This window comes from Umezawaea tangerina (genome assembly GCF_003002815.1).
GTDB lineage: Bacteria > Actinomycetota > Actinomycetes > Mycobacteriales > Pseudonocardiaceae > Umezawaea > Umezawaea tangerina.
The window spans coordinates 336,518-357,868 of the sequence record NZ_PVTF01000002.1; the positions used below are offsets into that span (position 1 = coordinate 336,518).

The 21,351-nt window shown below is 73.9% G+C and carries 19 protein-coding genes; 10 read left to right on the plus strand and 9 right to left on the minus strand.

The annotated features are described in order from the left end of the window. Positions 1-93 precede the first annotated feature (93 nt). The 4 genes from CLV43_RS07580 (at position 94) to CLV43_RS07595 (ending at position 4,812) form a co-directional block, all read left to right on the plus strand. A complete protein-coding gene (locus CLV43_RS07580; RefSeq protein WP_106186332.1) occupies positions 94-1,020 on the plus strand; it encodes a LysR family transcriptional regulator in 927 nt (308 codons plus the stop codon). 84 nt (positions 1,021-1,104) lie between these two features. Next, positions 1,105-2,418 carry an amidase family protein gene (locus tag CLV43_RS07585; RefSeq protein WP_106186333.1) on the plus strand — a complete coding sequence of 438 codons (1,314 nt, stop codon included), beginning with the start codon at positions 1,105-1,107 and terminating at the stop codon, positions 2,416-2,418. A gap of 43 nt (positions 2,419-2,461) precedes the next feature. Next, positions 2,462-3,034, plus strand: coding sequence for a TetR/AcrR family transcriptional regulator (locus CLV43_RS07590; RefSeq protein ID WP_106186334.1), 573 nt, complete (start codon positions 2,462-2,464; stop codon positions 3,032-3,034). 68 nt (positions 3,035-3,102) lie between these two features. Further along, positions 3,103-4,812 (plus strand): alpha/beta fold hydrolase, encoded by a 1,710-nt coding sequence (locus CLV43_RS07595; protein ID WP_106186335.1) that lies wholly within the window; start codon positions 3,103-3,105, stop codon positions 4,810-4,812. 283 nt (positions 4,813-5,095) lie between these two features. On the opposite strand, the gene CLV43_RS07600 is transcribed toward CLV43_RS07595, so the two are convergent. Together CLV43_RS07600 and CLV43_RS07605 are read right to left on the minus strand one after the other, a co-directional pair. Then, positions 5,096-5,419, minus strand: coding sequence for a transposase (locus tag CLV43_RS07600; protein ID WP_106186336.1), 324 nt, complete (start codon positions 5,417-5,419; stop codon positions 5,096-5,098). A gap of 87 nt (positions 5,420-5,506) precedes the next feature. Then, positions 5,507-6,067: a TetR/AcrR family transcriptional regulator gene (locus CLV43_RS07605; RefSeq protein WP_106186337.1), complete on the minus strand. Its 561-nt coding sequence runs from the start codon at positions 6,065-6,067 to the stop codon at positions 5,507-5,509. A gap of 19 nt (positions 6,068-6,086) precedes the next feature. Between CLV43_RS07605 and CLV43_RS07610 the strand changes: the two genes are divergently transcribed. Further along, positions 6,087-7,142 (plus strand): epoxide hydrolase family protein, encoded by a 1,056-nt coding sequence (locus CLV43_RS07610; RefSeq protein WP_106186338.1) that lies wholly within the window; start codon positions 6,087-6,089, stop codon positions 7,140-7,142. On the opposite strand, the gene CLV43_RS07615 is transcribed toward CLV43_RS07610, so the two are convergent. From CLV43_RS07615 to CLV43_RS07625, 3 genes are read right to left on the minus strand one after another with little or no spacing between them, the layout of a single operon-like run. Further along, positions 7,126-8,550 carry an AfsR/SARP family transcriptional regulator gene (locus CLV43_RS07615; RefSeq protein WP_170155732.1) on the minus strand — a complete coding sequence of 475 codons (1,425 nt, stop codon included), beginning with the start codon at positions 8,548-8,550 and terminating at the stop codon, positions 7,126-7,128. The two genes, CLV43_RS07610 and CLV43_RS07615, sit on opposite strands and share 17 nt — an antisense overlap. Before the next feature lie 46 nt (positions 8,551-8,596). Continuing rightward, on the minus strand, positions 8,597-9,757 hold the full coding sequence (locus CLV43_RS07620; RefSeq protein ID WP_106186340.1) for a protein kinase domain-containing protein: 1,161 nt from the start codon (positions 9,755-9,757) through the stop codon (positions 8,597-8,599). Next, positions 9,754-10,446, minus strand: a complete 693-nt coding sequence (locus CLV43_RS07625) for an AfsR/SARP family transcriptional regulator (RefSeq protein ID WP_146174678.1) — start codon at positions 10,444-10,446, stop codon at positions 9,754-9,756. Before CLV43_RS07625 ends, CLV43_RS07620 begins: the two co-directional genes overlap by 4 nt. 135 nt (positions 10,447-10,581) lie before the next feature. Here CLV43_RS07625 and CLV43_RS07630 point away from each other — a divergent pair, with 135 nt between their 5' ends. The 5 genes from CLV43_RS07630 to CLV43_RS07650 all read left to right on the plus strand — a co-directional run bounded on the left by CLV43_RS07630 (position 10,582) and on the right by CLV43_RS07650 (position 15,598). After that, positions 10,582-11,421, plus strand: coding sequence for a hypothetical protein (locus CLV43_RS07630; protein ID WP_106186342.1), 840 nt, complete (start codon positions 10,582-10,584; stop codon positions 11,419-11,421). Positions 11,422-11,428: 7 nt separating this feature from the next. Then, a complete protein-coding gene (locus tag CLV43_RS07635) occupies positions 11,429-11,782 on the plus strand; it encodes a hypothetical protein (RefSeq protein WP_106186343.1) in 354 nt (117 codons plus the stop codon). 6 nt (positions 11,783-11,788) lie between these two features. Next, positions 11,789-14,152, plus strand: a complete 2,364-nt coding sequence (locus CLV43_RS07640; protein ID WP_146174679.1) for a hypothetical protein — start codon at positions 11,789-11,791, stop codon at positions 14,150-14,152. Between the two features lie 9 nt (positions 14,153-14,161). Continuing rightward, a complete protein-coding gene (locus CLV43_RS07645; protein ID WP_106186345.1) occupies positions 14,162-14,365 on the plus strand; it encodes a hypothetical protein in 204 nt (67 codons plus the stop codon). Positions 14,366-14,434: 69 nt separating this feature from the next. Beyond that, positions 14,435-15,598 (plus strand): protein kinase domain-containing protein, encoded by a 1,164-nt coding sequence (locus CLV43_RS07650; protein ID WP_106186346.1) that lies wholly within the window; start codon positions 14,435-14,437, stop codon positions 15,596-15,598. Here the strand turns inward: CLV43_RS07650 and CLV43_RS07655 are convergent. From CLV43_RS07655 to CLV43_RS07670, 4 genes are read right to left on the minus strand one after another with little or no spacing between them, the layout of a single operon-like run. Next, positions 15,550-17,535 carry a transglutaminase domain-containing protein gene (locus tag CLV43_RS07655; RefSeq protein ID WP_106186347.1) on the minus strand — a complete coding sequence of 662 codons (1,986 nt, stop codon included), beginning with the start codon at positions 17,533-17,535 and terminating at the stop codon, positions 15,550-15,552. The genes CLV43_RS07650 and CLV43_RS07655 overlap by 49 nt on opposite strands. Further along, complete coding sequence (locus CLV43_RS07660) at positions 17,532-18,584, minus strand: DUF58 domain-containing protein (protein ID WP_106186348.1); 1,053 nt, start codon at positions 18,582-18,584, stop codon at positions 17,532-17,534. The genes CLV43_RS07655 and CLV43_RS07660 overlap by 4 nt, the downstream gene beginning before the upstream one ends. Next, entirely contained in the window at positions 18,581-19,531 is a 951-nt protein-coding gene (locus CLV43_RS07665; RefSeq protein WP_106186349.1) for an AAA family ATPase, read from the minus strand. The genes CLV43_RS07660 and CLV43_RS07665 overlap by 4 nt, the downstream gene beginning before the upstream one ends. Next, positions 19,528-21,327, minus strand: coding sequence for a fibronectin type III domain-containing protein (locus tag CLV43_RS07670; protein WP_106186350.1), 1,800 nt, complete (start codon positions 21,325-21,327; stop codon positions 19,528-19,530). Before CLV43_RS07670 ends, CLV43_RS07665 begins: the two co-directional genes overlap by 4 nt. Positions 21,328-21,351: the final 24 nt, after the last annotated feature.

The following is a 21,351-nucleotide window of genomic DNA, read 5'->3' on the forward strand; positions in this document are numbered from 1 at the left end:
CGTGCCGGGCGGCTCGGCGCTGCCCGTACGACAAACGTATGGACCGTGGGACATAACGGCAAGTGCATGCTTGCTCATGCTAGGTTTACCGCCATGCAACTGGATTTGAACCTGCTCACAGCGCTGGACGCACTGCTGGAGGAGGGCAGCGTCACGGGCGCGGCGGACCGGCTGCACCTGTCGGCGCCCGCGATGAGCCGCACGCTGGGCCGCATCCGGCGGGCGACCGGCGACCAGATCCTGGTGCGCACCGGCCGCACGATGACCCCGACCCCGCACGCGACGGCGATCCGCGAGCAGGTGCACGCGCTCGTGCACCAGGCGCAGGCGGTGCTCTCCCCCGAGCGCGAGGTCGACCTGGGCTCGCTCGACCGCGTGTTCACCCTGCGGTGGCACGACTCGATCACCACCGCCGTCGGCGCGGAGCTGCTCGCCCTGGTGCGCGCGCAGGCGCCGGGCGTGCGGCTGCGGTTCCTGGTCGAGCCCAGCTTCGACACCGACGACCTGCGGCGCGGCCACGTCGACCTGGAGGCGAGCGCGGGCGAGCCCCAGCTGCCCGAGATCAGCCGCGAGCTCGTCGGCCTCGACCGCCTCGTCGTGGTCCTGCGCGCGGACCACCCGTTGGCGGACAGGCCGTTGACCGCGCAGGGCTACGCCGAGGCCGAGCACATCACGGTGTCGCGGCGCGGCAGGCTGCGCGACCCCGTGGACGACGTGCTGGAGCGGCACGGCCTGCGCCGGACGGTCGTCGCGGCCGCGCCCACCGCGCTGGCCGCGATGCAGCTGGTGCGGCGCGGGGACTTCCTGACGGTGGTGGCCGAGCGCGCGTGCGGTGGACTGCTGGCGGACCTCGGGCTGACGACGTCGCCGATCCCGGTCGAGATGCCCGCGGTGCCGCTGTACCTGGCGTGGCACCAGCGCTACGACGGCGACCACGCGCACGCCTGGCTGCGCGCCCTGACGTCGACGGTCCTGCGCGCGCTGGGCGACGCCGGGACCCGAGCGGTTGCGCGGGGGTAAATCCGGACATCACCACGACGTCGTTGACCACCCCGTCCGCCCCTGCCTACGTTCACCGGCACGGCGACGAGCAGGAGGACGGACATGGACGGCGATCCGCGGGCGCTCTCCTTGCGGCAGTGGCGCGGCCTCGACCCGGTCGAGCGCGCGGAACGGGTCGACGAGTGCGTCGCCATGGCCGAGGAGTCCGCCCACGGCGACTGGGTCCGCGTGGCCGTGTCGCCGTCCACAGGGGACGGTCCGCTCGCCGGGATCCCGTTCTCGGTCAAGGACAACATCGACGCGGCGGGGTTCACCACGACCGCGGGGAGCCCACTGGTGCCCGAGGCCCCGGCCGAGGTGGACGCCGGGGTGGTGGCCGTGCTGCGGGACGCGGGCGGTGTCGTGGTCGGCAAGACGAACATGCACGAGCTCGCGTTGGGCATCACCGGCAACAACACCGCCTACGGGCCGGTGCGCAACCCGGCCGACCCGGCGCGGTCCGCGGGCGGGTCCAGCGGTGGCAGCGCGGTCGGGGTCGCGCTCGGGGTCGTCCCGTTCGGACTGGGCACCGACACCGGCGGCTCGGTCACGATCCCGGCGTCGTTCTGCGGTGTCGTCGGGTTCCGCCCGTCGACCGGCCGGTATCCGGGTGACGGGCTGGTGGCCATCTCCTCCAGCCGCGACACCGCCGGTCTGCACGCGCGGACCGTCGCGGACGTCCGGTTCCTCGACGAGCTGGTCACCAGCGTGCCCGGTCCGGCGGGCGGCGGGGTCGAGGGGCTGCGGGTCGGGGTGCCGCGCAGCCGGTACGAGGACGTGGACCCGGAGGTCGACGAGGTCTCCCGCCGGGCGCTGTCGCGGTTGGCGGAGGCCGGTGCGGTGCTCGTCGAGGTGGACGTGCCCGACGACCTCGCGGTGGGTGCCGGTCCCGGTATCGAGCTGGTGCTGTACGAGGCGCCGCGCCTGCTGGTGGCGCGGCTCGGGCGGGCGTTCGAGGAGATCGTGGCGGGGACGGCGTCGCCGGACGTGCGCGGCCTGCTGGAGCTCATGCTCACCTCCCCCATCCCCGCCGAGCGCTACCGGGCCGCACGGGCGGCCGGGCTGCGGCTGCGCCGCGGGTACGCCGAGGTGTTCGGCGGCGTCGACGTCCTGGTCGGACCGACCGTGCCGGTGGCGGCGCCGTTGATCGGCGAGGACGCCGCGATCGTCCTGGGCGGCCGGGCGGTGCCGACGTTCGCGACGGTCACCCGCAACACCGGGCCGGGCACGGTGGCCGGGGTGCCGATGGTGTCGCTGCCCGCGGGCACGACGGCGGACGGGCTGCCGGTGGGGATGTGCCTGGAAGGGCCGGTCTTCGACGACGCGCGGCTGCTGGCCGTCGCCGAGGACGTGGAGTCCGTGCTCGCTCGGGAGTGACCTCGACTGGACAGGATTATGCAGACCGGTCTACTTTCTCCGCATGGCGGTGAAGGGTGACGAGACACGGGCCCGACTGGTCGGCGCGGCCCGGACGCTGGTGGAGGCGAAGGGCTACCACGGCACCGGGCTGAACGAGGTGCTGGCGCTGGCCGACGCCCCGCGGGGCTCGCTGTACCACCACTTCCCCGGCGGCAAGGACCAGCTGGTCGGCGCGGCGATCACCGCGGCGGGCCGGGAGGTCGACGACGTCGTGGCCGACCTGGTCGCCGGGACACCCACGTCGAAGGACCTCGTGCTGGGACTGCTGGACGCGCTGGCCGACCGGATGGTGGCCGCGGACTTCACCAAGGGGTGCCCGGTGGCGACGGTGGCGCTGGAGGTCGCCGCGACCAACGACGACCTCCAGGCGCTGTGCGGCGGCGTCTACGCGGGCTGGCAGCGGGCGCTGGCCGACGCCCTACGGGTCGACGGCCACGGGTCCGCCGAGGCGGACGACCTCGCGGCGACGGTGCTCGCCCTGGTCGAGGGCGCGCTGGTGCTGGCGCGCGCCGGGCGCAGCCGGGTCCCGGTGGAGCAGGTCGGCCGCCGCATCGCGCGGCTGCTCGACGCCTGATCGGTCCGGAAGTCGCCGCCGTTGTGCGCTGTGCTCAGAATATGTAGATCGGTCTAGAGAGGACTTGGATGGAAGCCCCCACGACCCACTCGCCGGACGCCGTGGTGTTCGGCGCGACCGGTTTCCTCGGCCGGTGGACGGTACTGCGACTGCTGGACCAGGGCCGTGCGGTCGCCGCGGTCGTCCGGGGCGGCCGGGGTGACGAGCTGCGTGCCTGGCTGCGCGACCACGGGGCGGCGGCCGAGCGGTTCCGGGTGGTGACCGGTGACGTCACGGCGGGCGCGGCCGTGGGGCTGGGCGCGGCCGACGACCGGCTGCTCGCCGACGTGCGGGACGTGTTCGACGTCGCGGGCTTCTACCGGTTCGGGCTGCGCCGCGAGGAGGCGAGGGCGGTCAACGTCGAGGGTGCCCTCGACGTCCTGCGCTGGGCCGCGACCCGGAGGTCGTTGAACCGGCTGGTGCACGTGTCGGGCTACCGGGTCGGCCTCGGTCCGGCGCGCTACCCGCTCCCGGAGGCCGAGCTGGCGCGGCTGTACCGGGACAAGGGGGCCTACGAGGGGTCCAAGGTGGAGTCGGACGCGGCCGTGCGGGTCGTGGCGGCGGAGGCGGGCGTCCCGTTGACCGTGGTGAACCCGAGCAGCGTGATCGGCCACTCGACCACGGGCGAGACCGGCCAGTACATCGGTCTGGCCGAGCTGGTCCGCGACCTGTGGAACGGGAGGCTCCCCGTGCTGCCGGGGACGCCGCGCACGTTCGTGCCCGTGGTGGCCGTCGACCACTTCGCGGCGTTCCTGGCCGCGATCCCCGAGCACGACCCCGAGCCGGGCGGCCTGCACTGGGTGCTGGACCAGGACACCCCGGAGCTCCCCGACCTGGTCCGCCTGCTCGCCGCGCACCTCGGTGTGCCCGCACCCCGTCGACAGGTACCGGTCGCCCTGGTCCGCCGCCTCCCCGCCGCGGTGACCGGAGCCAACCCCGAGACGCTGGCCTTCCTCACCGAGGACCGCTACGACACGACCTCCGCCGACAAGGTCGCCGCGGCCGCCGGACTGCGACCACCGCCCGTCGAGACGGCGCTGCGCCGTTGGGCGGATCGCTTGGTGGCCAACGACTTCGGCGCCGCGGCACCGGTGCTGCCGGGCGGTTTCCACGAGGTGGCCGGTTCCCGCACCTACCTCGCAGGCGACCGCGCCACCCCGGACTTCGTGCTGCTGCCCGGACCTCCCTTCGACGGCGAGTCCTGGCAGGCACTGCTGCGCGAGCTGGACGACCGTCCCGCACTCGTCCCCGACCTACCGGGTCTCGGCCGGTCGAGCCCCACGACGACCACCCCGTCCGCCTGGCTCACCGACCTGCTGGCACCCGCGCGAACCCGCCCCGTGCTCGTCACCCACTCGACGTCCGCGACCATCGCACTCCGTTGCGCCGCAACACATCCCGACCACTTCTCCGCACTCGTCCTGATCTCCCCGCACTTCCTCCGAACCGAACACCCACGGCCACCGCACGCGTTCACGCTCAAGCGCACCTCCCCCAGACCCGGCGTCGCCCGCCGCACCGCCCGATGGCTCCGCGCGGCCCACCACCCCACCGAACTCACCACCCTCCGCGACCTGCTCACCACGACCGAGCGCGTCCACATCGTCACCGGGAACCCGCCCACCGGCGACGTGGGCCTGGCGAAGGTGACGATCGTCCCCGGCGCCGGAGAACACCCGCACCTCACCCACCCCGCCGCCATCGCCGACGTCCTGCGACGAGTCGCCGATCGCGGTTAGCTTGTCGTTCAAGCAGTTCAGCGTGGTCTGGCACCCTCCTTGTGTTGCGCCGGTCATGCAGAGGCCTGCCCGGTGGCCAGGATGAATCCGACGTCGAAGCGTTGCGCAACAACACGATTTCTCGGGCCCGACGGTCGATGTCCTCGGTTGGGCGTCAACGCCGGAGCACAACAACCAGGCCGGTTTGGCAACCCCGCCGCTAGGTGCTCCACCCGCAACCGGATCACGGTGCCCTCGACAATCGGCAACGGCCCGTCGTGGTCAGCTCAAGTGCAACGGCTGGTCAGCCGGATGGCGACCGATTCCGGGCCCGGACGGTCGCCATCCCGTAGAAACGGGTATCCGTGCTGGTCACCACATGTTCGTCACCCCAGATGGCAGGGTCACCGAATACGAACTCGCCACCGCGTTCGGGCGGCCGTCCATTGATGCCGGCCAGTCGTCGTGGCGCCGGACAGCGCAGCACACGATGCGCCCGCATCCGGCCCAGAACGAGCACCGGCAGATCACCGAGCAGATAGGCAATGCGCGGCGTGTCGTACCCGGTGTCCAGCACCACAAGGATCTCCGGATCGCCTTCACGCCACTGACCCGCCTGGTTCCTCAAACAACAAGTTCAGGGCTTGTTTGAGAAGTCATCGCGGCGAGGGGAACAGGCCTTGTCGCCCAACACCCGATCAGGTCCATGGACACCTCACCCGTCGGCGAGGCGCTGGATGGTGGTCGCCAGCCAAGCTTGGAGGTCGGTGGGGGTGCCGAGTTCGGAGCGCAGTACGCGGCGGCGGGTGGAGACGCCGAGGACGAAGGCGTCGATGGCGGCGGCTCGTCGGTAGGCCTCGGCGTCGGCCAGGCCGTTGTCGCGCAGGTAGTGGTGCAGCGGCTCCAACGAGTTCGCGTCGAGGAAGGCGGCCAGTGCCTCCGCGGCCTCCGGGCGTTCGCCGGACGCGCGTTGCAGCACGAGCAGCGGGTCCTCGCCAGGTGCACCGAACCAGCGTTGGACGATGCTCGCCGCGAGGCGTTCGCCCAGCGCGGAGGGGGCGCCGTCGAAGGAGTCGGTGACCGGGATCTCCACCTTGGTCGCGGCCAGGAAGAGGCCGTCCTTGCCGCCGAAGTAGCGGGTGATGAGGTTGGGCGACACGCCCGCCGCGTCGGCCACGCCCTTGACCGCGACCGCCGCGAACCCGTGCTGGGCGAACTGGGTCCGCGCGTGCTCCAGGATCCGTTGCCGGGTGGCGGCCGCGTTGCGGGAAGTCATGTGTACGAGCATACACATCATGTGTACGGTGATGCACATGGACGATCTGAAGGAACGACTCCGGCGGACGCGGCGCGTCACGATCCCGTGGGACGACGACGCGACGCGCGGCATCGGCGGCCGACGCCTGGACGACCTGCTCGACCGCTGGGCGGACGGGTACGACTGGGGCGTGCACACGCGCCGCATCGACACTCTCCCCTGGGTGGTGGTGCGGGCGGGCGACACCGACCTGCGGGTGGTCCACCAGCGGGCCGCCGACCCCGACGCCCCGGTCGTCGTGCTCCTGCACGGCTGGCCGGACTCGGTGCTGCGGTTCGAGCGCGTCCTGCCGTTGCTCGCGGACGCGCACGTGGTGGTACCCGCGCTGCCGGGCTTCCCGTTCGCGGCCCCGTCCACCGGTCCCGGCATGTCGGTCAACCGGATGGCCGGGATCGTCGCGGACGCCCTGGAGGAGCTGGGCCACCCGCGCTACACGCTGTCCGGCGGTGACGTGGGCGGCGCCGTCGCGGAGATCATCGCGGCCGAGCACCCGGATCGGGTCGCCGCCCTGCACCTCACGAACGTCGCGCCGTGGCGGGCTTTCACCGCGGACCCGGCGGCGCTCGCGCCCGACGCGGCGGCCTACCTGGCCAGGTCGGCGCAGTGGTTCCGGTCGGAGGGCGGGTACATCGCGGTGCAGTCGACGCGGCCGAACACGCTCGCCGTCGGCCTCGGCGACTCGCCCGCGGGTCTCGCGGCGTGGATCGTGGAGAAGCTGGAGTCCTGGTCCGACGACTCGGCGTTCACCACCGACGAGCTCCTCACCTGGGTCACCGCGTACTGGGTCTCCGGCGCGATCGGCACCTCGTTCGCCACCTACGTCGAACCCGCCACCCCCGCGGGCCGGATCGACACGCCGACCGTGCTCTCGGTGTTCCCGCGCGACCTCAAGCCGGAGCCGCGGAGCTACGCCGAGGTGTTCCTGAACGTGCGCGAGTACGTGGAACACCCGGCGGGCGGGCACTTCGCGGCCTGGGAGCAGCCCGAGGCCTACGTCGACGACGTGCGCCGCGCGCTCAAGCTGGGCGGCTGAGCCGGAGGGCCTGCGACAACGGGGCAACACCAGTCCTTTGTGGACCGTCTTCGAGCGCCTTGCGGACGGCGGCGGGCACGCCGTGGGCGAACCGGGTCACCTCGCGCACGACGTCGTCGGGCGCGTCCGGCGCTCCGGTCCGGAACAGGGTGGCGGACTCCGCCGCGGACAACGGTGCCAGGGTGACGGTCTCGACGGCGTCGAGGTGCAGGCGGGACTCGGCCGTGACGAGCACCATGCAGCCGGGGCTGCCCGGCAGCAGCGGCTCCACCTGCTCGGCGCTCGTGGCGCCGTCGAGCACCAGCAGCAGGCGCCGACCGGCCAGCTCGGCGCGCCACGCCGCCGCCCGGTCCTCCGGGTCGGCAGGGACGTCGTGGACGCCGAGCCGGTGCAGCAGGCGGACCAGGAGGTCGGCACCGCGCAGGTCGACGTAGAGCTGGCCGTCGGGGAACGCCTCGGCGATCCGGTGCGCGGCGTGCACGGCGAACGCGGTCTTGCCGATGCCTGCCGGGCCCTCGACCACCACGACCGGCACGCAGGTCGCGCTGGTGCGGCTCAGCCGCACCACCCTGGCCACCTCGTCCGCGCGACCGGTGAAGTCCGGGACGGCGCGCGGCAGGTCGCGGCGCGCGGCCCGGCGCGGCTGGTCCTCGCCCAACGCCAGCCGGTGCGCCTGGACCAGGTCACGTCCGGGGTCGACGCCCAGCTCCTCGGCGATGGCCGTCCGCGCGCGCTCGTAGGCGGCCAGCGCCTCGCCGCGCCGCCCGTCGTGGAGCAGCACCCGGACCAGCCGCGTCCACGGCCCCTCGCGCAGCGGGTCGGCCGCGGTGAGCTCGCGCAGCAGCGCGACGGCCTCGCGGAGGCGGCCCAGTGCCGTCAACCCGTCCGCGAGCGTCTCGCGCACCTCCCACCGCAGCTCGTCGAGCTCGGCCACGACGGGCGCCGCCACCGCGCCGGTCAGCTCGGCGAACGGCCTGCCGCGCCACAACTCCAGCGCCGCGGTCAGGTGGTCGACCGCTCGTGCCGGGTCGCCGTCGGCCATGGCCCGGCGCGCGAGCCGGGCGCGTTCCTTGAAGCAGTCCACGTCCAGCTCGCCCGCGGCGACCCGCACGCGGTAGGCACCCGGTCTGCCCTCGATCCGGGTTCCGCTGTCGCACAACGACTTGCGGATCTGCCAGACGTAGGTCTTGACGTTCGACTCCGCAGACGCGGGTGGTGTCCGGTCGGACCAGACCACGTCGACCAGCCGGTCGCAGCTCACCCACTCGCCCGCGTCGAGCAGCAGGGCGGCCAGCAGCGCGGCGGGCTTGCGGGCACCCCACCGCCGGGGCTCGGCGCCCGTCTCGAGCGGGCCGAGCACGCGGAACAGCACGTCCCCACCTCCGGTGTCCGTGGTCGTCGACAGCACGCCACCACCGTCACACCCGGTACATGAGGATCCGATGACAGGCCGGTCAGGACTTGCAGGCGGCGCCCCGGATGGCCTTCGGCGCGCTCTCGACCACCAGGGTGCCGTCGGTGGCCTGCACCTGGAAGCAGTACTCGCGGCCCTCCTCGACCTCGACGCGCATCGTGCGGTTGCGCTGGGCCACGCGCACCTCCGGTTTCCGGTCGTCGGCGGCGACGACGACGGCGAACGCGAGCCCGTCCTCCCCCTGCCAGGACAGGTCGACGTAGGTGCCGTGGTCGACGGGGTCGTCCAGGGTGAGCGGGATCGACCGGGCGGAGGACGCAACGGTGGGAGTGGGTGCCGGGGCGGCCGAGGAGGGGGTGGCGAGGGTGGCGCGCAGGAGGAACGGCAGCGCGACCAGCACGGCACCTCCGGCCAGCAGACCCGTGACCACGCCGGAGCCGACCCGCGACCGCGGTCGCGCGACGGGTCCGGAGGTGACGGGCGGGGGCTCGACGCGGGGCGGCTTTGGCGGATCCTGTTCCCCGAGCGCGGTCAGCTGCCGGACCACGACGTCCGATGTGGACGGACGGTCGGCCGGATCCGGCGCCAGCAGGCGGGTCACGAGCCTGGCCAGCTCGGGCGGTGGCTCGCCGCCCTCGGACGGCGGGTGCCCGGTCAGCGCGAGGTGCAGCACGCCGCCGAGCCCGTACAGGTCCGACCGCTCGTCCATCGTCCCGTCCCGCGCGGTCTCCGGCGCGGTGTACGGGGTCGGCTGTTCGACGGGGAACGCGCGGCGCAGCGCCACGCCGAAGTCCGCCACCACCGGCGCGCCCGACGGGTGGAACAGCACGTTGTACGGGGACAGGCCGCCGTGCACGACCCCCGCCCGGTGCGCGGCCGCCACCGCCGTGGCCACGGCTAGGCCCACCGCGACGGCGTCGGCGACCAAGAGCTCACCGCTGCCTGCCACCAGTTCCGCGAGCGAGAGCGAGCACAGCTCCATCTGCAGCGCGGTCCTGCCGTCGGGCAGCTCCAGCACGTCGTCCACCGGCAGGATCGGGGCGGTGTCGCGGATGGCGTCCAGCGCCGCCCGTTCCCGCTCGGCCGCGTCGAGCGCGTCCGGTGGCGCCGCCGAGGGGAACACCTTCAGCGCCAGGTACAGGCCGCCGTAGACGGTCGCCACCGGTCCGGTGCCGATCAGGTCGAAGTCCTCGCCGGTCATGCCGGGCTCAGCGCCGTCCCGGCCACGCGCACCGCCTTGCGGAACGCCGCCTCGGCCTCGACGGGGCGGTCCGCGCGGGTGAGCACCTCGACCAGCCGGAGCCAGGTGCGTTCCCGCGTCGGCTCCTCCACGAGCAGCGACTGGAGGAGCACCACCGCGTCGGCGACCTCGCCGAGCAGCTCCAGGGCGTCGACCAGCTCGTCCAGCGCCTCCCAGCGCAGCCGCGCGAGCCGGGCCGCCTCGAACCTGCTGTGGTAGGTGCGCAGCTGCGTGAACGGCGTGCCGCGCCAGAGTCCCGCGGCGGCGCGGAAGCAGCGCGCGGCCACGTGCGGGTCGGCGTCCAGCACGGCGCGGCCGTCGTCGACCAGCTGCTCGAAGACGACGCTGTCCAGCTCGCCCTCGCCGATGTTGAGCCTGTGCTTGCCGCGTTGGCTGTCGATGCGCGCCGACGTGCCGTCGTAGAGCGGGGTGAGCCTGCGCAGGCGGTGGACGCACTCCCAGAGCACGTCGGCCGGTGACGCCACGTCCCGGTCCGGCCAGACGGCCTCGGCCAGGCTGTCGACGCCGACCCAGGTGTTGGGGCGCACCAGGAGCGCGGACAGCACCCGCCGCGCGACGCCCGCGGGCACGTCGGCCGCGCGGCCGTCGACGTGGCGGACCTCCAGCGGGCCGAGTACGCGGAACAGCATGGCGGCCACCGTACGCACGGCCGGTGCAGCCGCGATCCAGCCGCGCGGGGCGTCGGTACACCGCCGTTGTACGGGCGCTGGACGCGGTCGCGCGACCGTCGTCGTCCCGAAGGCGCGACTACCGAGGTGGGGACGATGGAACAACCGGGCAACCTGCGCCGGGCGGCGCTCTACGGCGTCGCAGGGCTGATGACCGCGGCGATCGGGGCTACCGCCGTGAACGTCCTGGCGGGCGACGAGGCCGACAAACCCGCGCAGGCGGCGTCGGTCAAACCCACGACAACCGCGACGACGCCGCCGCTGTCGTCGCCTCCGCTGACGTCGTCTCCGAAGGAGGTGCCGCCCGCTCCGCAGCCGGAGGTTCAGGTTCCCGAACCGGCACCGGTCGTCGAGCCCGCACCCGTGGCCGTCGAGCCCGCGCCCGTGGCGGAACCCGTCGCCGAGGTCGCGGTTCGGCCTGTGGCGCAGTCGGTCGAGGTCCCCGACGACATGCCCGCCGCGGCCCCCGAGGTGGAGCCCGTCGCGACCCCACCTGTGGCCGATGTCGTGGGTCACGCGGTGAAGCCGAAGGTGCAGAAGGTCGTCCACCGGACACCGGCGAAGCCGAAGGCCGTCAAGCACGCTCCGAAGTCCGCGCCCAAGCCTGCTCCCAAGCCCGCGAAGACCCACACCGACCCGGCGCTGAAGAAGGCGATGGGCGCGGAGGACGAGGCGAGGAAGAAGGTCAAGCGCGAGGAGGCCGAGCTGGCCTCGGCGAAGAAGGACCTGGCCGTGAAGAAGGCCGAGGTGCAGAAGATCAAGAAGGAGGTCGAGAAGCCCAAGCCGCCCGCGAGGCCGAAGCCCGCGGTGGCGCCGGTGCTGACGAGGAAGACGTCGCCGGACATGGCGAAGCGGATCGAGCAGCACCACGAGAGCAAGCACCAGGACAAGCACAAGTCCGGCAAGAAGCTGACCATCCAGGGCTCGCACGGCTGACCCGGCCATGGGTGCGCGACAGCTGCGGCCGTTGGACGAGTACGAGCCGACCGACGACCTCGAAGCCGACCCCTACGGCTCCTACTACGTGGTGCTCCCCGAGGGCTCGTGGGAACCGGAAGCGCGGGAGCCCGCCCCGGCCGAACCGGAGCCCGACGACGAGGACCGGCCGACAAGGCGTGCGGTGGGCGACGTCGCCGGGATCGCCACCGCGCTCGTGGCGGGCGTGATCCCCGCGCTGGTGCTGGACCTGCCCGCCGCACTCGTGGCCGGACTGGCCGCGGGGGTGTTCGGCGGGCTGATGGGGAGGTCGCTCGGTATCGGGTTCCACCACCGCGGGCATGGCGAGGAAGAGGGGTAGGAGCAGGTGACGACACGAAAGGCGTGGATGCGCCGGGCGGCGCTGTACGCGGCGTCCGGCGGCTTCCTGACCGTGGCGTTCGGGGTGCTGGGCGCCCAGGACGCCGACGCGGCGGCGAAACCACCGGCGGTGAAGCCGCCCGCGGTGGTCCCCAAGGCGGCCCCGAAACCCGCGGCGAAGCGGGTGGTGAAGCCCAAGATCGCGGTCAAACCCAAGCCGGTGGCCAAGAAGACCACCAAACCGAAGCCCGTGGCGAAGAAGACCACCGCGGCCAAACCGAAACCGGTGGTCAAGAAGACCGCCGCCAAGCCGAAGCCCGTCACCAAGAAGGCGCCCGCCGCCCCGCTGAAACGGGCCGCTCTCATACAGCCACCCGTCACAGCGAAACCGGCCACCCAGGCCAAGCGCAAGCCGAAGGCCACCCCCAAGACCAGCACCATCGCCAAGCCCAAGCCAGCGCCCAGACCCGCACCCGCCAAGGTCCCCCAGTCCGTCAAGCGCGCCGAAGCGGACGCCCAACGGCAGGCCAAGACCGACCAGCAGTACCAGGACAAGAAACGCACAACCGCCGAACTCCAGAAAACCGCACCAGCACGAACCGCCTACACCGAATCCCAACGCGGCGGCCCACCCGGCACCACAGCCAAAAAAGCCACCACCAAACCCAAAACCACCACAACACGCCCCAAAACGGCCCCCAAGCCACTCCCCCAGCCCGTCAAGCGCGCCGAAGCCGACGCCCAACGCCAAGCCAAGACCGACCAGCAGTACCAGGACAAGAAACGCACAACCGCCGAACTCCAGAAAACCGCACCAGCACGAACCGCCTACACCGAATCCCAACGCGGCGGCCCACCCGGCACCACAGCCAAAAAGGCCACCACCAAACCGAAGAAGACCACTCCCAAGGCCACCACGACACCACTCCCCCAGTCCCTGCGCCGGGCCGAGGCGGACGCCGAGCGGCAGGCCAAGACCGAGCGGCAGTACCAGGACAAGAAGCGCAAGACCGCCGAGCTCCAGAAGACCGCACCCGCACGAGCCGCCTACGCGGAGTCCCAGCGCGGTGGTCCGCCCGGTACAGCCCAGCGCAAGCAGAAGCAGCAACAGACCGAGAAGGCAACGCAGGACCTGAAGCGGACGGCGTCCGCGCGGGCGGCCTACGCGGAGAGCCAGCGTGGTGGAGCGCCCGGAAGCGGGTTGGACCGGCAGATCGCCACCGCGAAGCAGAAGGCAGACCAGCTGGGTGCGGTGCGGGACAGCGGGCCCAAGGGGTCGGCGCGGGCGTTCGAGGCGACGCAGAAGCGCGCCGAGGACGCGCGGGCCGAGGTGGTGCGGTTGGAGGGGCAGCAGCAGGCCAACGGCCAACGGCAGGAGAAGGCCCGTCAGGCGCGGCAGCGGGAGCTGGCCCGTGCCGCGCAGGCGCAGGTGGACTACAACGACTCGCAGGCGGGCAGGCCCGTCGGCGAGCGGACCGGGCTGGTGGTCGAGCTCGTGGCCCCGGCCGTCAGCCGGGTGACCAACCCCAGGACCGGCGAGGTCAGCCTCAACAACTTCCGGATCGGCCAGGACGCGCCCGCGCAGGAGCAGCTGATCCCGCTGCTGAGCGAGAAGGCCCAGTCCGACGCCAAGTCCTGCCCGACCGGCGAGTGCGACGCCGCACGACCCGGTTACCTGGGCTGGAAGACCGCGGAGAACATCGCGGACCTGTGCGTTCACTCCGCCGTGGAGTGCGGTGACGACTTCTCCCTCGAGGTCGCCGCCGCCGTGGCCAACAGCGGCATCCAACCCGCCGACGCGGAGGACGCCCAGCGGCAGCTCGTCGTGCAGGGGCTGGCGGCACCGATCCCGAGCCTGAAGGGCCCGCCGACCGGGCTCCTCCCCAAGGGAAGTCCTCCGCCCCCACCGGTACCGGAGCCCCGCCCGGCCGTCGCGCCGCGTCCGCAGACCCAGCCGGGAACGGGCGCGAAGGTCGGAGCACCGGCCGCCAGGGCGAACACCACGCCGCCGCAGGGCCCTCCGCCCGCGGCGGGGCCGAACCAGAGCAGGCAGCAGCCGGACCGGCCGAACGGCAACGTCGTCGACGGGGTGCGGCTGCGGGCCAGGCTGGCGGGGCAGGAGATCGCGGGCGGCCACGCGTACCCCAAGCACGTGGTCGAGCGGGGCGAGTTCCGGGGTGTCCACTCGCGCGACGACTTCGCCAAGGTCGTCGAGAACACGATCGTCCAGGGTGAGTCGCGACCGTTGTCCAACGGCAGGACCGCATACTGGCACGACGGTGTGGTGGTGATCAGGAACCCCCGCGCGCCCGACGGGGGTTCGGCCTTCGCGCCGACCCAGGGCAGGCAGTACTTCCTGAACCTGAAGTGAGGATGCTCAATGGATGTCGTCGAGGTGCAGCACGACCGGGCCGTCGTCTCGCTCGGGCTGGACGAGGTGCACGCGCTCATGAACTCGATCAACGAGGCCGTCGACGCCGTGGAGGACTGGGAGTTCTCCACCCGGTTCGGCGTGGAGAAGGACTTCGTCAAGGCACTGTGGGCCCAGCTCGACGAGGTGTCGACCCGGCTGGGCGAGGGATGACGTCCGCCCTGCGGGGCACGGCCGCCACGAGGAGGTAGCCGTGCCCCGATCCGGGCCGGGTGCGCCAGAATGGGCACCGCGATGGTGACCTCGGACGAAGACCCGGTGCCGCTCGCCACCGGCCCGGTGGCGGAGGTGTACGCGTCGGGCACGCGGGTGCTCAAGGTGTTCCCCGGCCCGCTCGACCGCCGCACCCGCGCGCGGCTGGAGCAGGAGATCGCGGCGTGGCAAGGGGTTCCGGCCACGGCCGCGGTCGACGGCGTGGAGGAGATGCGGGACGGGCGGGTGGTGGTGCGGGCGGAGCTGTGCCCGGACTCGCTGGTCGGTCGGGTGCGCCGGGAAGGCGTGCTGGAGGCCGACGACGTGGTCGACGTCGCCGGACGGCTGGGCCGGGCGTTGGCGGCGGCGCACGCGGCCGGGCTGGTGCACGGCGGGGTGACGCCGGGCAACGTGCTGTTCCGGGCGAGCGGCGAGCCGGTGCTGGCCGATGGTGGTCTGGTGCTGCGCGGGGCTTTCCCGGCCGAGCCGTCGGCGGGGTTCGCCGCGCCGGAGACCGTGGGCGACGCCGTCCGCGACGCCCGCACCGACCTCTACGGGCTGGGGGCGGTGCTGTTCTTCGCCTGCACCGGCCGCGCCCCCTACCCGGCCCGGCTGGGCGAACGGCCGGACGAGCACGTGCTGCGGGTGCTGGCCGAGCCGGTGCCCGAGGTGGACCGGCCCGACGTGCCGGCGAGCGTGCGGGAGATGGTGCGCACGCTGTTGGCGAAGGACCCCGGCGACCGGGTGCTCGCGGACCACCGGGCGCGGGTCCCGGTCGCCGAGGCGAAGCCGGAACCCAAGGCGGAGCACGGCAGGCTGGGGCTGGTGGTCGGGATCGCGACGGCGTTGGGCCTGTTCGCCGCCGCCCCGTTCCTGCTGCTGCGCGACACCCCGCCTCCGCCCTCCCCCGCCGCGCCGACGATGGGCGCCGCGGGGATCGACAGGGTGGAGGTCAGCGACGGCACCGACCACGTGCGGCTCACCTGGCGCGGCACCCCGGCAGGCCTGGTGTACCTCGTGGTCACCGCGCCGGAGGGCAGGCCCCTCACCAAGTCCGCGGAGCTGAGCGAGCCCGCGCTCGACATCCCGGTCGAGCCCGGTCTCCGGTACTGCTTCGAGGTCCAGGGCACCGACGGCAAGCAGGTCTACGTCAGCGCGCCGACGGGCATCCGCGGCGCGACCTGCGCGCGGTAGCCGTACCGGACCGCGGCGCGCAGCCGGTCCGGCACCGCCCGCCGCGCGAGCTCCGCGCGCAGTGCCCGCACCGCCTGCCAGGCCTCCTCCCGCGCGTCGACGCCCGAGCCGGACCACAGCGTGGTGTCGACCGCCGTCGCCAAGCGCGCCAACGCCTCCGCGGTCGGAGGTCCGGGCGCGAGCAGTGCCATGTCCCGCACGGTCATCGCGGACGTCACCGGCACACCGACGGCGCGCAGGCGGTCCCGGACCTCGGCGACGGCGTCCGCCACCGTCCCGGACCGCCTGCGCCGCCACGTGCGCAGCACCACCCACGACGGCACCGCGACCAGCCAGCCGAGCACGGCAACGACGACCACCCACAGCACCAGCGACCACGGCACCCCCGCACCCGTCCCAGCGGGCGGCGGGTCCGGCGGCAGCAGCGGCTCGGCCAGCCGGGCCGCGGGCGGCAGCTGCTCGCGGGCCTCGCCGGTGGCCTCGGTGAGCCCTCCGGAGGCGGAGGTCCGCACCGAACCGGTCGGGTCCAGCGCCACCCAGCCGACGCCCGCCACGGCGACCTCCGGCCAGGCCAGCGCGTCCCCGTTGCGCACCAGGGAGTTCCTGCCGGAGAAGCCGACCACGAGCCGGGCCGGGATGCCGCGCAGGCGGGCCAGCGCGACGTAGGCGGCCGCGAACTGCTCGCTGGTCCCCTGCTTGTCCCGGAGCAGGAACCGACCCAGCTGCGGCCAGCCGTGCCCGACCGGCAACGTCCCCGAGTCCACGAGCCGGTAGTTGTCGCGCAGGAACCGCTCCAGCACCAGGGCCGCCCGGAACGACGACCGCATGCCGCCGACCGCCTGGTCCGCCAGCACCGTCACGTCCGGCGGCACCTCGCCCACCCCGCCGAGCCCGCCCGCGGCATCCGGGTCGATCGCCGCGCCCGCCAGGGTCGAGGCGTCGACGGCGGGCTCCCACCAGGTCAGCTCGTAGGAGTCGACCGGCTGTTCGGCGAGCAGGGTGCCGCGTCCAGGCGCGACCAGCGGGTCGACGCCGGTCACGGTGGCGGGCCAGTCCTGGCTGGGCAGCCACGGCGGGCCCAGTCCGCGCAGGCGGACCGAGGCCGACCGCGTGCCGGTCGGGACGGTCACGCCGTCGCCGGGCGGCAGTCCGGCGCCCATCCGGCGCAGGTTCCCGCCGGGCGTCCACTCGACACCGTCGAACTCGTCGAGGACTGCGATGGGCCAGCGGTCGACCGGCCGCTCCGAGGTGTACTCGAACAGCGGGGTGTCCGGGGAGCCCAGCCGTGCGGCGACCTCGCTGAGCGGACTGGCCACCCTGGCCGACGCCAGTGGCGCGGACTCGTTGTCGCGCAAGGAGAACGCCGGTCCGGCCGGGACGAGTCCCAGCAGGACGGCGCCGACCACGCCCAGCGCCACCGCCGCCCACGGGACCCCGTCGGCGACCAGGACGGCACCGCACGCGGCGAACGCCACGGCCGCGACGATCGCGGTCGCGCCGTCCGCGGCCGCGTAGGTCTGGCTCAGCCCCACCACTGCCAACGCGGGCAGCAGCGCCACGAGCGGGGCGCGCACCCGGTGCAGCAGCTCGACGCCGAACACCGACGCGGCCAGTACCAGCAGCGGCACGAAGACCACGACCTCCGGGTCCGGGCGCACGGGCCAGGTCGACTGCAGCACCTCCCGCCACGCCTGCGTCGCGCCCGCGACGAGCGCCCCGACCGGGTCGGCCGGGCGGACCGCGGCGAGCAGCCCCACCAGCCCGGCGAGCGCGACCAGGACCGGCCGCCACGCCGCCCACGGACACCACACCGCGACCACGAGGGCGGGCACCGCGCAGGCGGCGAGCACCAGCGCCAACGGCCAGAGCCCGAACACCGGCACGAACAGCAGCCCCGCCACCGCGGCGGCCAGGAAGACGGCCGCGACCCGTGTCACGTGGTCACCTCGTTCCACCGCGACACCGCGTCCGCGGCCTCGGACTCCCGGACCACCCGCGCGCCGACGACGTCACCCGGTGAACCAAGGGAGAACACGACATCCGGTCGCAGCGGCGCGATCGAGTCGAGCGGGCCCGCCGTGACGACGACCAGTCCTCCGCGCGGTCGGGGCGGCACCGAGCCGGGGCGCACCACGAGCACGCACAGCTCGTCGAGCAGCCGCCGCGCCGCGGACTCGCCGCCGCGCGCGGTCACGTCCACCCCGCACGTGGTGAGCAGCCTGCAGTCGTGGCCCGCGACGGCACCGGCGTGCAGCAGGGACGCGGCCACCTCGACGGCCTCCTCGAACGCGCGGGCGTTGCGGGTGTCCAGCAGCAGCGCGAACCGGGGCCGGTCGGGGTCGGCGTAGTCGCGCACCATCATCCGGCCGGTGCGCGCGGTCGCCTTCCAGTGCACGAGCCGGACCTCGTCGCCGGGCACGTACTCGCGCACCTCGCGCAGGTCCAGCGACCCGTGCGGCGACCGGTCCGAAGTGGCGCCCTCGTGGTGGAACCTCCGGTGCCCCAAGGAGAACGGGCGCGCCGGGTGTCGACGCGGGTGCACCCACAGCGTGGCCGTGCCACCGGTGTCGACCAGGCAGCGCGCCAGCCCCAGCGGGTCGGACTTCTCCACCACCAGCGGCCCCACGGTCATCCGGCCGCGTTCGGTGGTCGGCAGCTCGTAGCGGTGCACGGCGTCGGAGCGCACGACGATCCGCCGCACGTGCGGCCCGCACCGGTCGCGGGCGGTGAACCCGCCGCCGGCGCGGCGGACGTCGAGCCGGGCGAGCGCGGGCCTGCCGCGTTCCACCCGGTCGGGGTGGACGGCCCGGCGGACGTCCACGTCGGGGCGACGGGCGGCGGTGGCCAGTGCCGCGACGAGCGCGCCTGCCAGGAGACCGGCCAGGGCGAGGAAGACCGGGTAGCCCCACCGCAGGCCCGCGCCGCCGCACAGCACCGCGACGACGAGCACGGCGACGCCGCGCGGGGTCGGCCGCGGCGGCCTCATCCGGCGGTGGCCGGCACGGCGACCGCGGCGAGCACCTCCGCCACCACGGAGGCGGGCTGCCGTCGGCCGAGCTCGGCGTCCGGGGTGAGCACGAGCCGGTGCGCGAGCACGGGTTCGGCCACGGCCTTGATGTCGTCCGGGGTCACGAACAGCCTGCCGTCGGTCGCGGCGATGGCCTGCGCGGCGCGCACCAGCGCGATGCTGCCGCGCGGGCTCGCGCCCCACCGGACGGCCGAGTGCTCGCGGGTGCCCGCCGCGATCCGGACGGCGTACTCGCACACCGCCAGGTCGATGTGCGACGCCCGCACCTCGGCGATGGCCGCCTCCAGCTCGGGGATGCCGACGACCGGGGACAGGTCGTCCGGGCTCACCTGCGCGCAGTCGCTCATCACCACGAGCACCTCCGACGACAGGTCGGGGTAGCCGACGGACAGCCGCATGAGGAACCGGTCGAGCTGGGCCTCCGGCAGCCGGTAGGTGCCCTCCATCTCGATCGGGTTCTGCGTCGCCACCACCAGGAACGGGCGCGGCACCTCGTGCACCACCGAGTCGACCGTGGCCCGGCGCTCGGACATCACCTCCAGCAGCGCCGACTGCGTCTTCGGCGTGCCGCGGTTGATCTCGTCGGCCAGCACCACGTTGGCGAAGATCCCGCCGGGGTGGAACTCGAACCGCTCGGCGTTCTGGTGGTAGACCATCACGCCGGTGACGTCACCGGGCAGCAGGTCGGGGGTGAACTGGATGCGGTTCCACGAGCCGCCGACGCTGCGGGCCACGCACCGCGCCAGCGTCGTCTTGCCCAGCCCCGGCACGTCCTCGAGCAGCAGGTGCCCCTCGGCCAGCAGGGCGGCCACCGCCAGGCGGACCACGTCGGGCTTGCCGCGCACGACGCGCTGCACGTTGTCGGCGATCGCCTGGTACACCAGGGTCGACTTGGGCGGGGTCAACGCTTCTCCCAGAAGTAGTGGTTCGACTCGACGCCGCCCGCGGTCACCCAGAACGTCTGGTCGTGGCCGCTGAACGGGAACCGGTCGTCCACGATCAGCGTGCCCGACCCGTCGGTGGTCAGCTCGGCGCCGATGTTGGTCCGGCCCCAGTCGCTGGCGAAGGGGTCGATCTTGTACGCGGTGTTCGGCGCGAAACCGCGCAGCTCGATGTAGGGGAACGCGCAGTCCGGCGCGTGGCAGGTGTCGGTGGTCGTGGACGCGCCGCGCGAGACGGTGATGGTGGGCACCGACTTCGGCGTCGCCGAGGCGGAGGCGCCGGGACCGCGGCCGACCCGGTTCTCCGCGACGACGGTGAAGGTGTAGCCGGTGCCGTTGGCCAGCCCGGTGACCTCGGCGGAGCGGTCGCCCGCCGCCACGTCGAGGCTCCCGCCGTTCCAGGTCACGTGGTAAGCGGTTACCGCCGCGCCGTTGTCGACGGCGGTGCCCCAGCTGACCACCACCGAGCCGTTCCCGGCCGTCGCGCCGACCCCGCCGGGCGCGCCCGGCGGACCCGCGGCCACGACCGGCGGAGGCTGCTCCTGGGTGGTGCGCCCGGTCGTCACCCCGGTGGTCGGGTCCGGTGGGGCGGGCGGTTCCTGCTCCTGCGTCCGGGTCTCCGACGTCGGCACCGGCTGTTCGGTGGTGGTCGGCTCGGTCGACGGGGTGGTGGTCGGCGTCCCGACGACGGGCACCTCGCTCACCTCGCCGCCGGGGTCCACGACCAGGACGTTGCGGCCTTCGCCGCCCTCGACGTAGACCCGCGAGTCCTCGGCCTTGGTCAGCCGGGGCGTGCCGCCCTCCTGCGGCACGGCCTTGCTCTCCCGCTTGGTGCCCGCGCTGTCGTAGGTCACCAGCGTCCCGGTCTTGTGGTCGAGCAGCGCCACCGTCGACCCGGTGGTCTCCGGGCCGGTGTACTGCCCCTCGTCCAGCCGCACCACGACGTTCTTGGTGGCGGGCCGGTCACCGACCAGCGGTGCGGTGTCCACCAGGTAGAGCGTGCCCGCCGGGTCGAGGATCGACACGCGGCCGTCGACGTCGGCGGAGGCCACCCTGGTCGCCTCCGGCACGTCGGTGCCCAGCGGCTGCGCGCGGCCGAGTCCGCCGCCCTCCAGCAGCTGCATGGTGTCCGCCGTCGTGTCCACGAACAGCGGCTTGCCGCCCACGACGGTCAGCCCGCCCGCGTGGCCCGCCGGGGCCGAGGCGGCGCAGGACGGGACGGTCGTGCCCTTCGGCAGCTGGCACAGGTCGCCGGTGTCGAGGCGGTGCAGCCACAGCGTGCCGTCGGCGGTGGCGACGGGGTTGCCGAGCTTGCCGCCGAGCGGCACCCGGACGTGCTCCTCGCCGAGCCGTACGACGACGCCCATGTCCCGGAACACCAGGTACGGGCCGCCGTCGGCCTCCACGTCCACCGGCATCTCGTCGCCCGGCGCGTCGGTGGTGCCCTCGACCCGCAGCGTCGACTCGCCGAACTCGGTGATCTTGCCGCCGCCGATGACGTACCCGCTGGTACCGCCCTGCACCACCGCGCTTCCGGGTTCGGCGCCGGGCACCGGCACCTCGGCGTCGACCTGCTTGGTGGCACCGTCGACGTGGAACACCGTGGCGAGCGGCCCGTTGAGCACCCAGTGCCCCGATTCGAGGAAGTCGAGGCCGGGCACGCCCGCGGAGCCGCTGACCGCGACGCCGACCGCGACGACGCAGAGCGCGGTCAGCACGGCGACCGGCGCACGACCACGCCACTTGGCGGAGATGTGCATCGGACTCGACCCCCTGGTGTTCGG

What these genes read in the sequence shown, in the direction of transcription:
- CLV43_RS07580 (WP_106186332.1), top strand. Translation starts at nt 94, where the DNA reads ATGCAACTGGATTTGAACCTGCTCACAGCGCTGGACGCACTGCTGGAG.
- CLV43_RS07585 (WP_106186333.1), top strand. Translation starts at nt 1,105, where the DNA reads ATGGACGGCGATCCGCGGGCGCTCTCCTTGCGGCAGTGGCGCGGCCTC.
- CLV43_RS07590 (WP_106186334.1), top strand. Translation starts at nt 2,462, where the DNA reads ATGGCGGTGAAGGGTGACGAGACACGGGCCCGACTGGTCGGCGCGGCC.
- CLV43_RS07595 (WP_106186335.1), top strand. Translation starts at nt 3,103, where the DNA reads ATGGAAGCCCCCACGACCCACTCGCCGGACGCCGTGGTGTTCGGCGCG.
- CLV43_RS07605 (WP_106186337.1), bottom strand. Translation starts at nt 6,067, where the DNA reads ATGACTTCCCGCAACGCGGCCGCCACCCGGCAACGGATCCTGGAGCAC.
- CLV43_RS07610 (WP_106186338.1), top strand. Translation starts at nt 6,087, where the DNA reads ATGTGTACGGTGATGCACATGGACGATCTGAAGGAACGACTCCGGCGG.
- CLV43_RS07620 (WP_106186340.1), bottom strand. Translation starts at nt 9,757, where the DNA reads ATGACCGGCGAGGACTTCGACCTGATCGGCACCGGACCGGTGGCGACC.
- CLV43_RS07625 (WP_146174678.1), bottom strand. Translation starts at nt 10,446, where the DNA reads ATGCTGTTCCGCGTACTCGGCCCGCTGGAGGTCCGCCACGTCGACGGC.
- CLV43_RS07630 (WP_106186342.1), top strand. Translation starts at nt 10,582, where the DNA reads ATGGAACAACCGGGCAACCTGCGCCGGGCGGCGCTCTACGGCGTCGCA.
- CLV43_RS07635 (WP_106186343.1), top strand. Translation starts at nt 11,429, where the DNA reads ATGGGTGCGCGACAGCTGCGGCCGTTGGACGAGTACGAGCCGACCGAC.
- CLV43_RS07645 (WP_106186345.1), top strand. Translation starts at nt 14,162, where the DNA reads ATGGATGTCGTCGAGGTGCAGCACGACCGGGCCGTCGTCTCGCTCGGG.
- CLV43_RS07650 (WP_106186346.1), top strand. Translation starts at nt 14,435, where the DNA reads ATGGGCACCGCGATGGTGACCTCGGACGAAGACCCGGTGCCGCTCGCC.
- CLV43_RS07660 (WP_106186348.1), bottom strand. Translation starts at nt 18,584, where the DNA reads ATGAGGCCGCCGCGGCCGACCCCGCGCGGCGTCGCCGTGCTCGTCGTC.
- CLV43_RS07670 (WP_106186350.1), bottom strand. Translation starts at nt 21,327, where the DNA reads ATGCACATCTCCGCCAAGTGGCGTGGTCGTGCGCCGGTCGCCGTGCTG.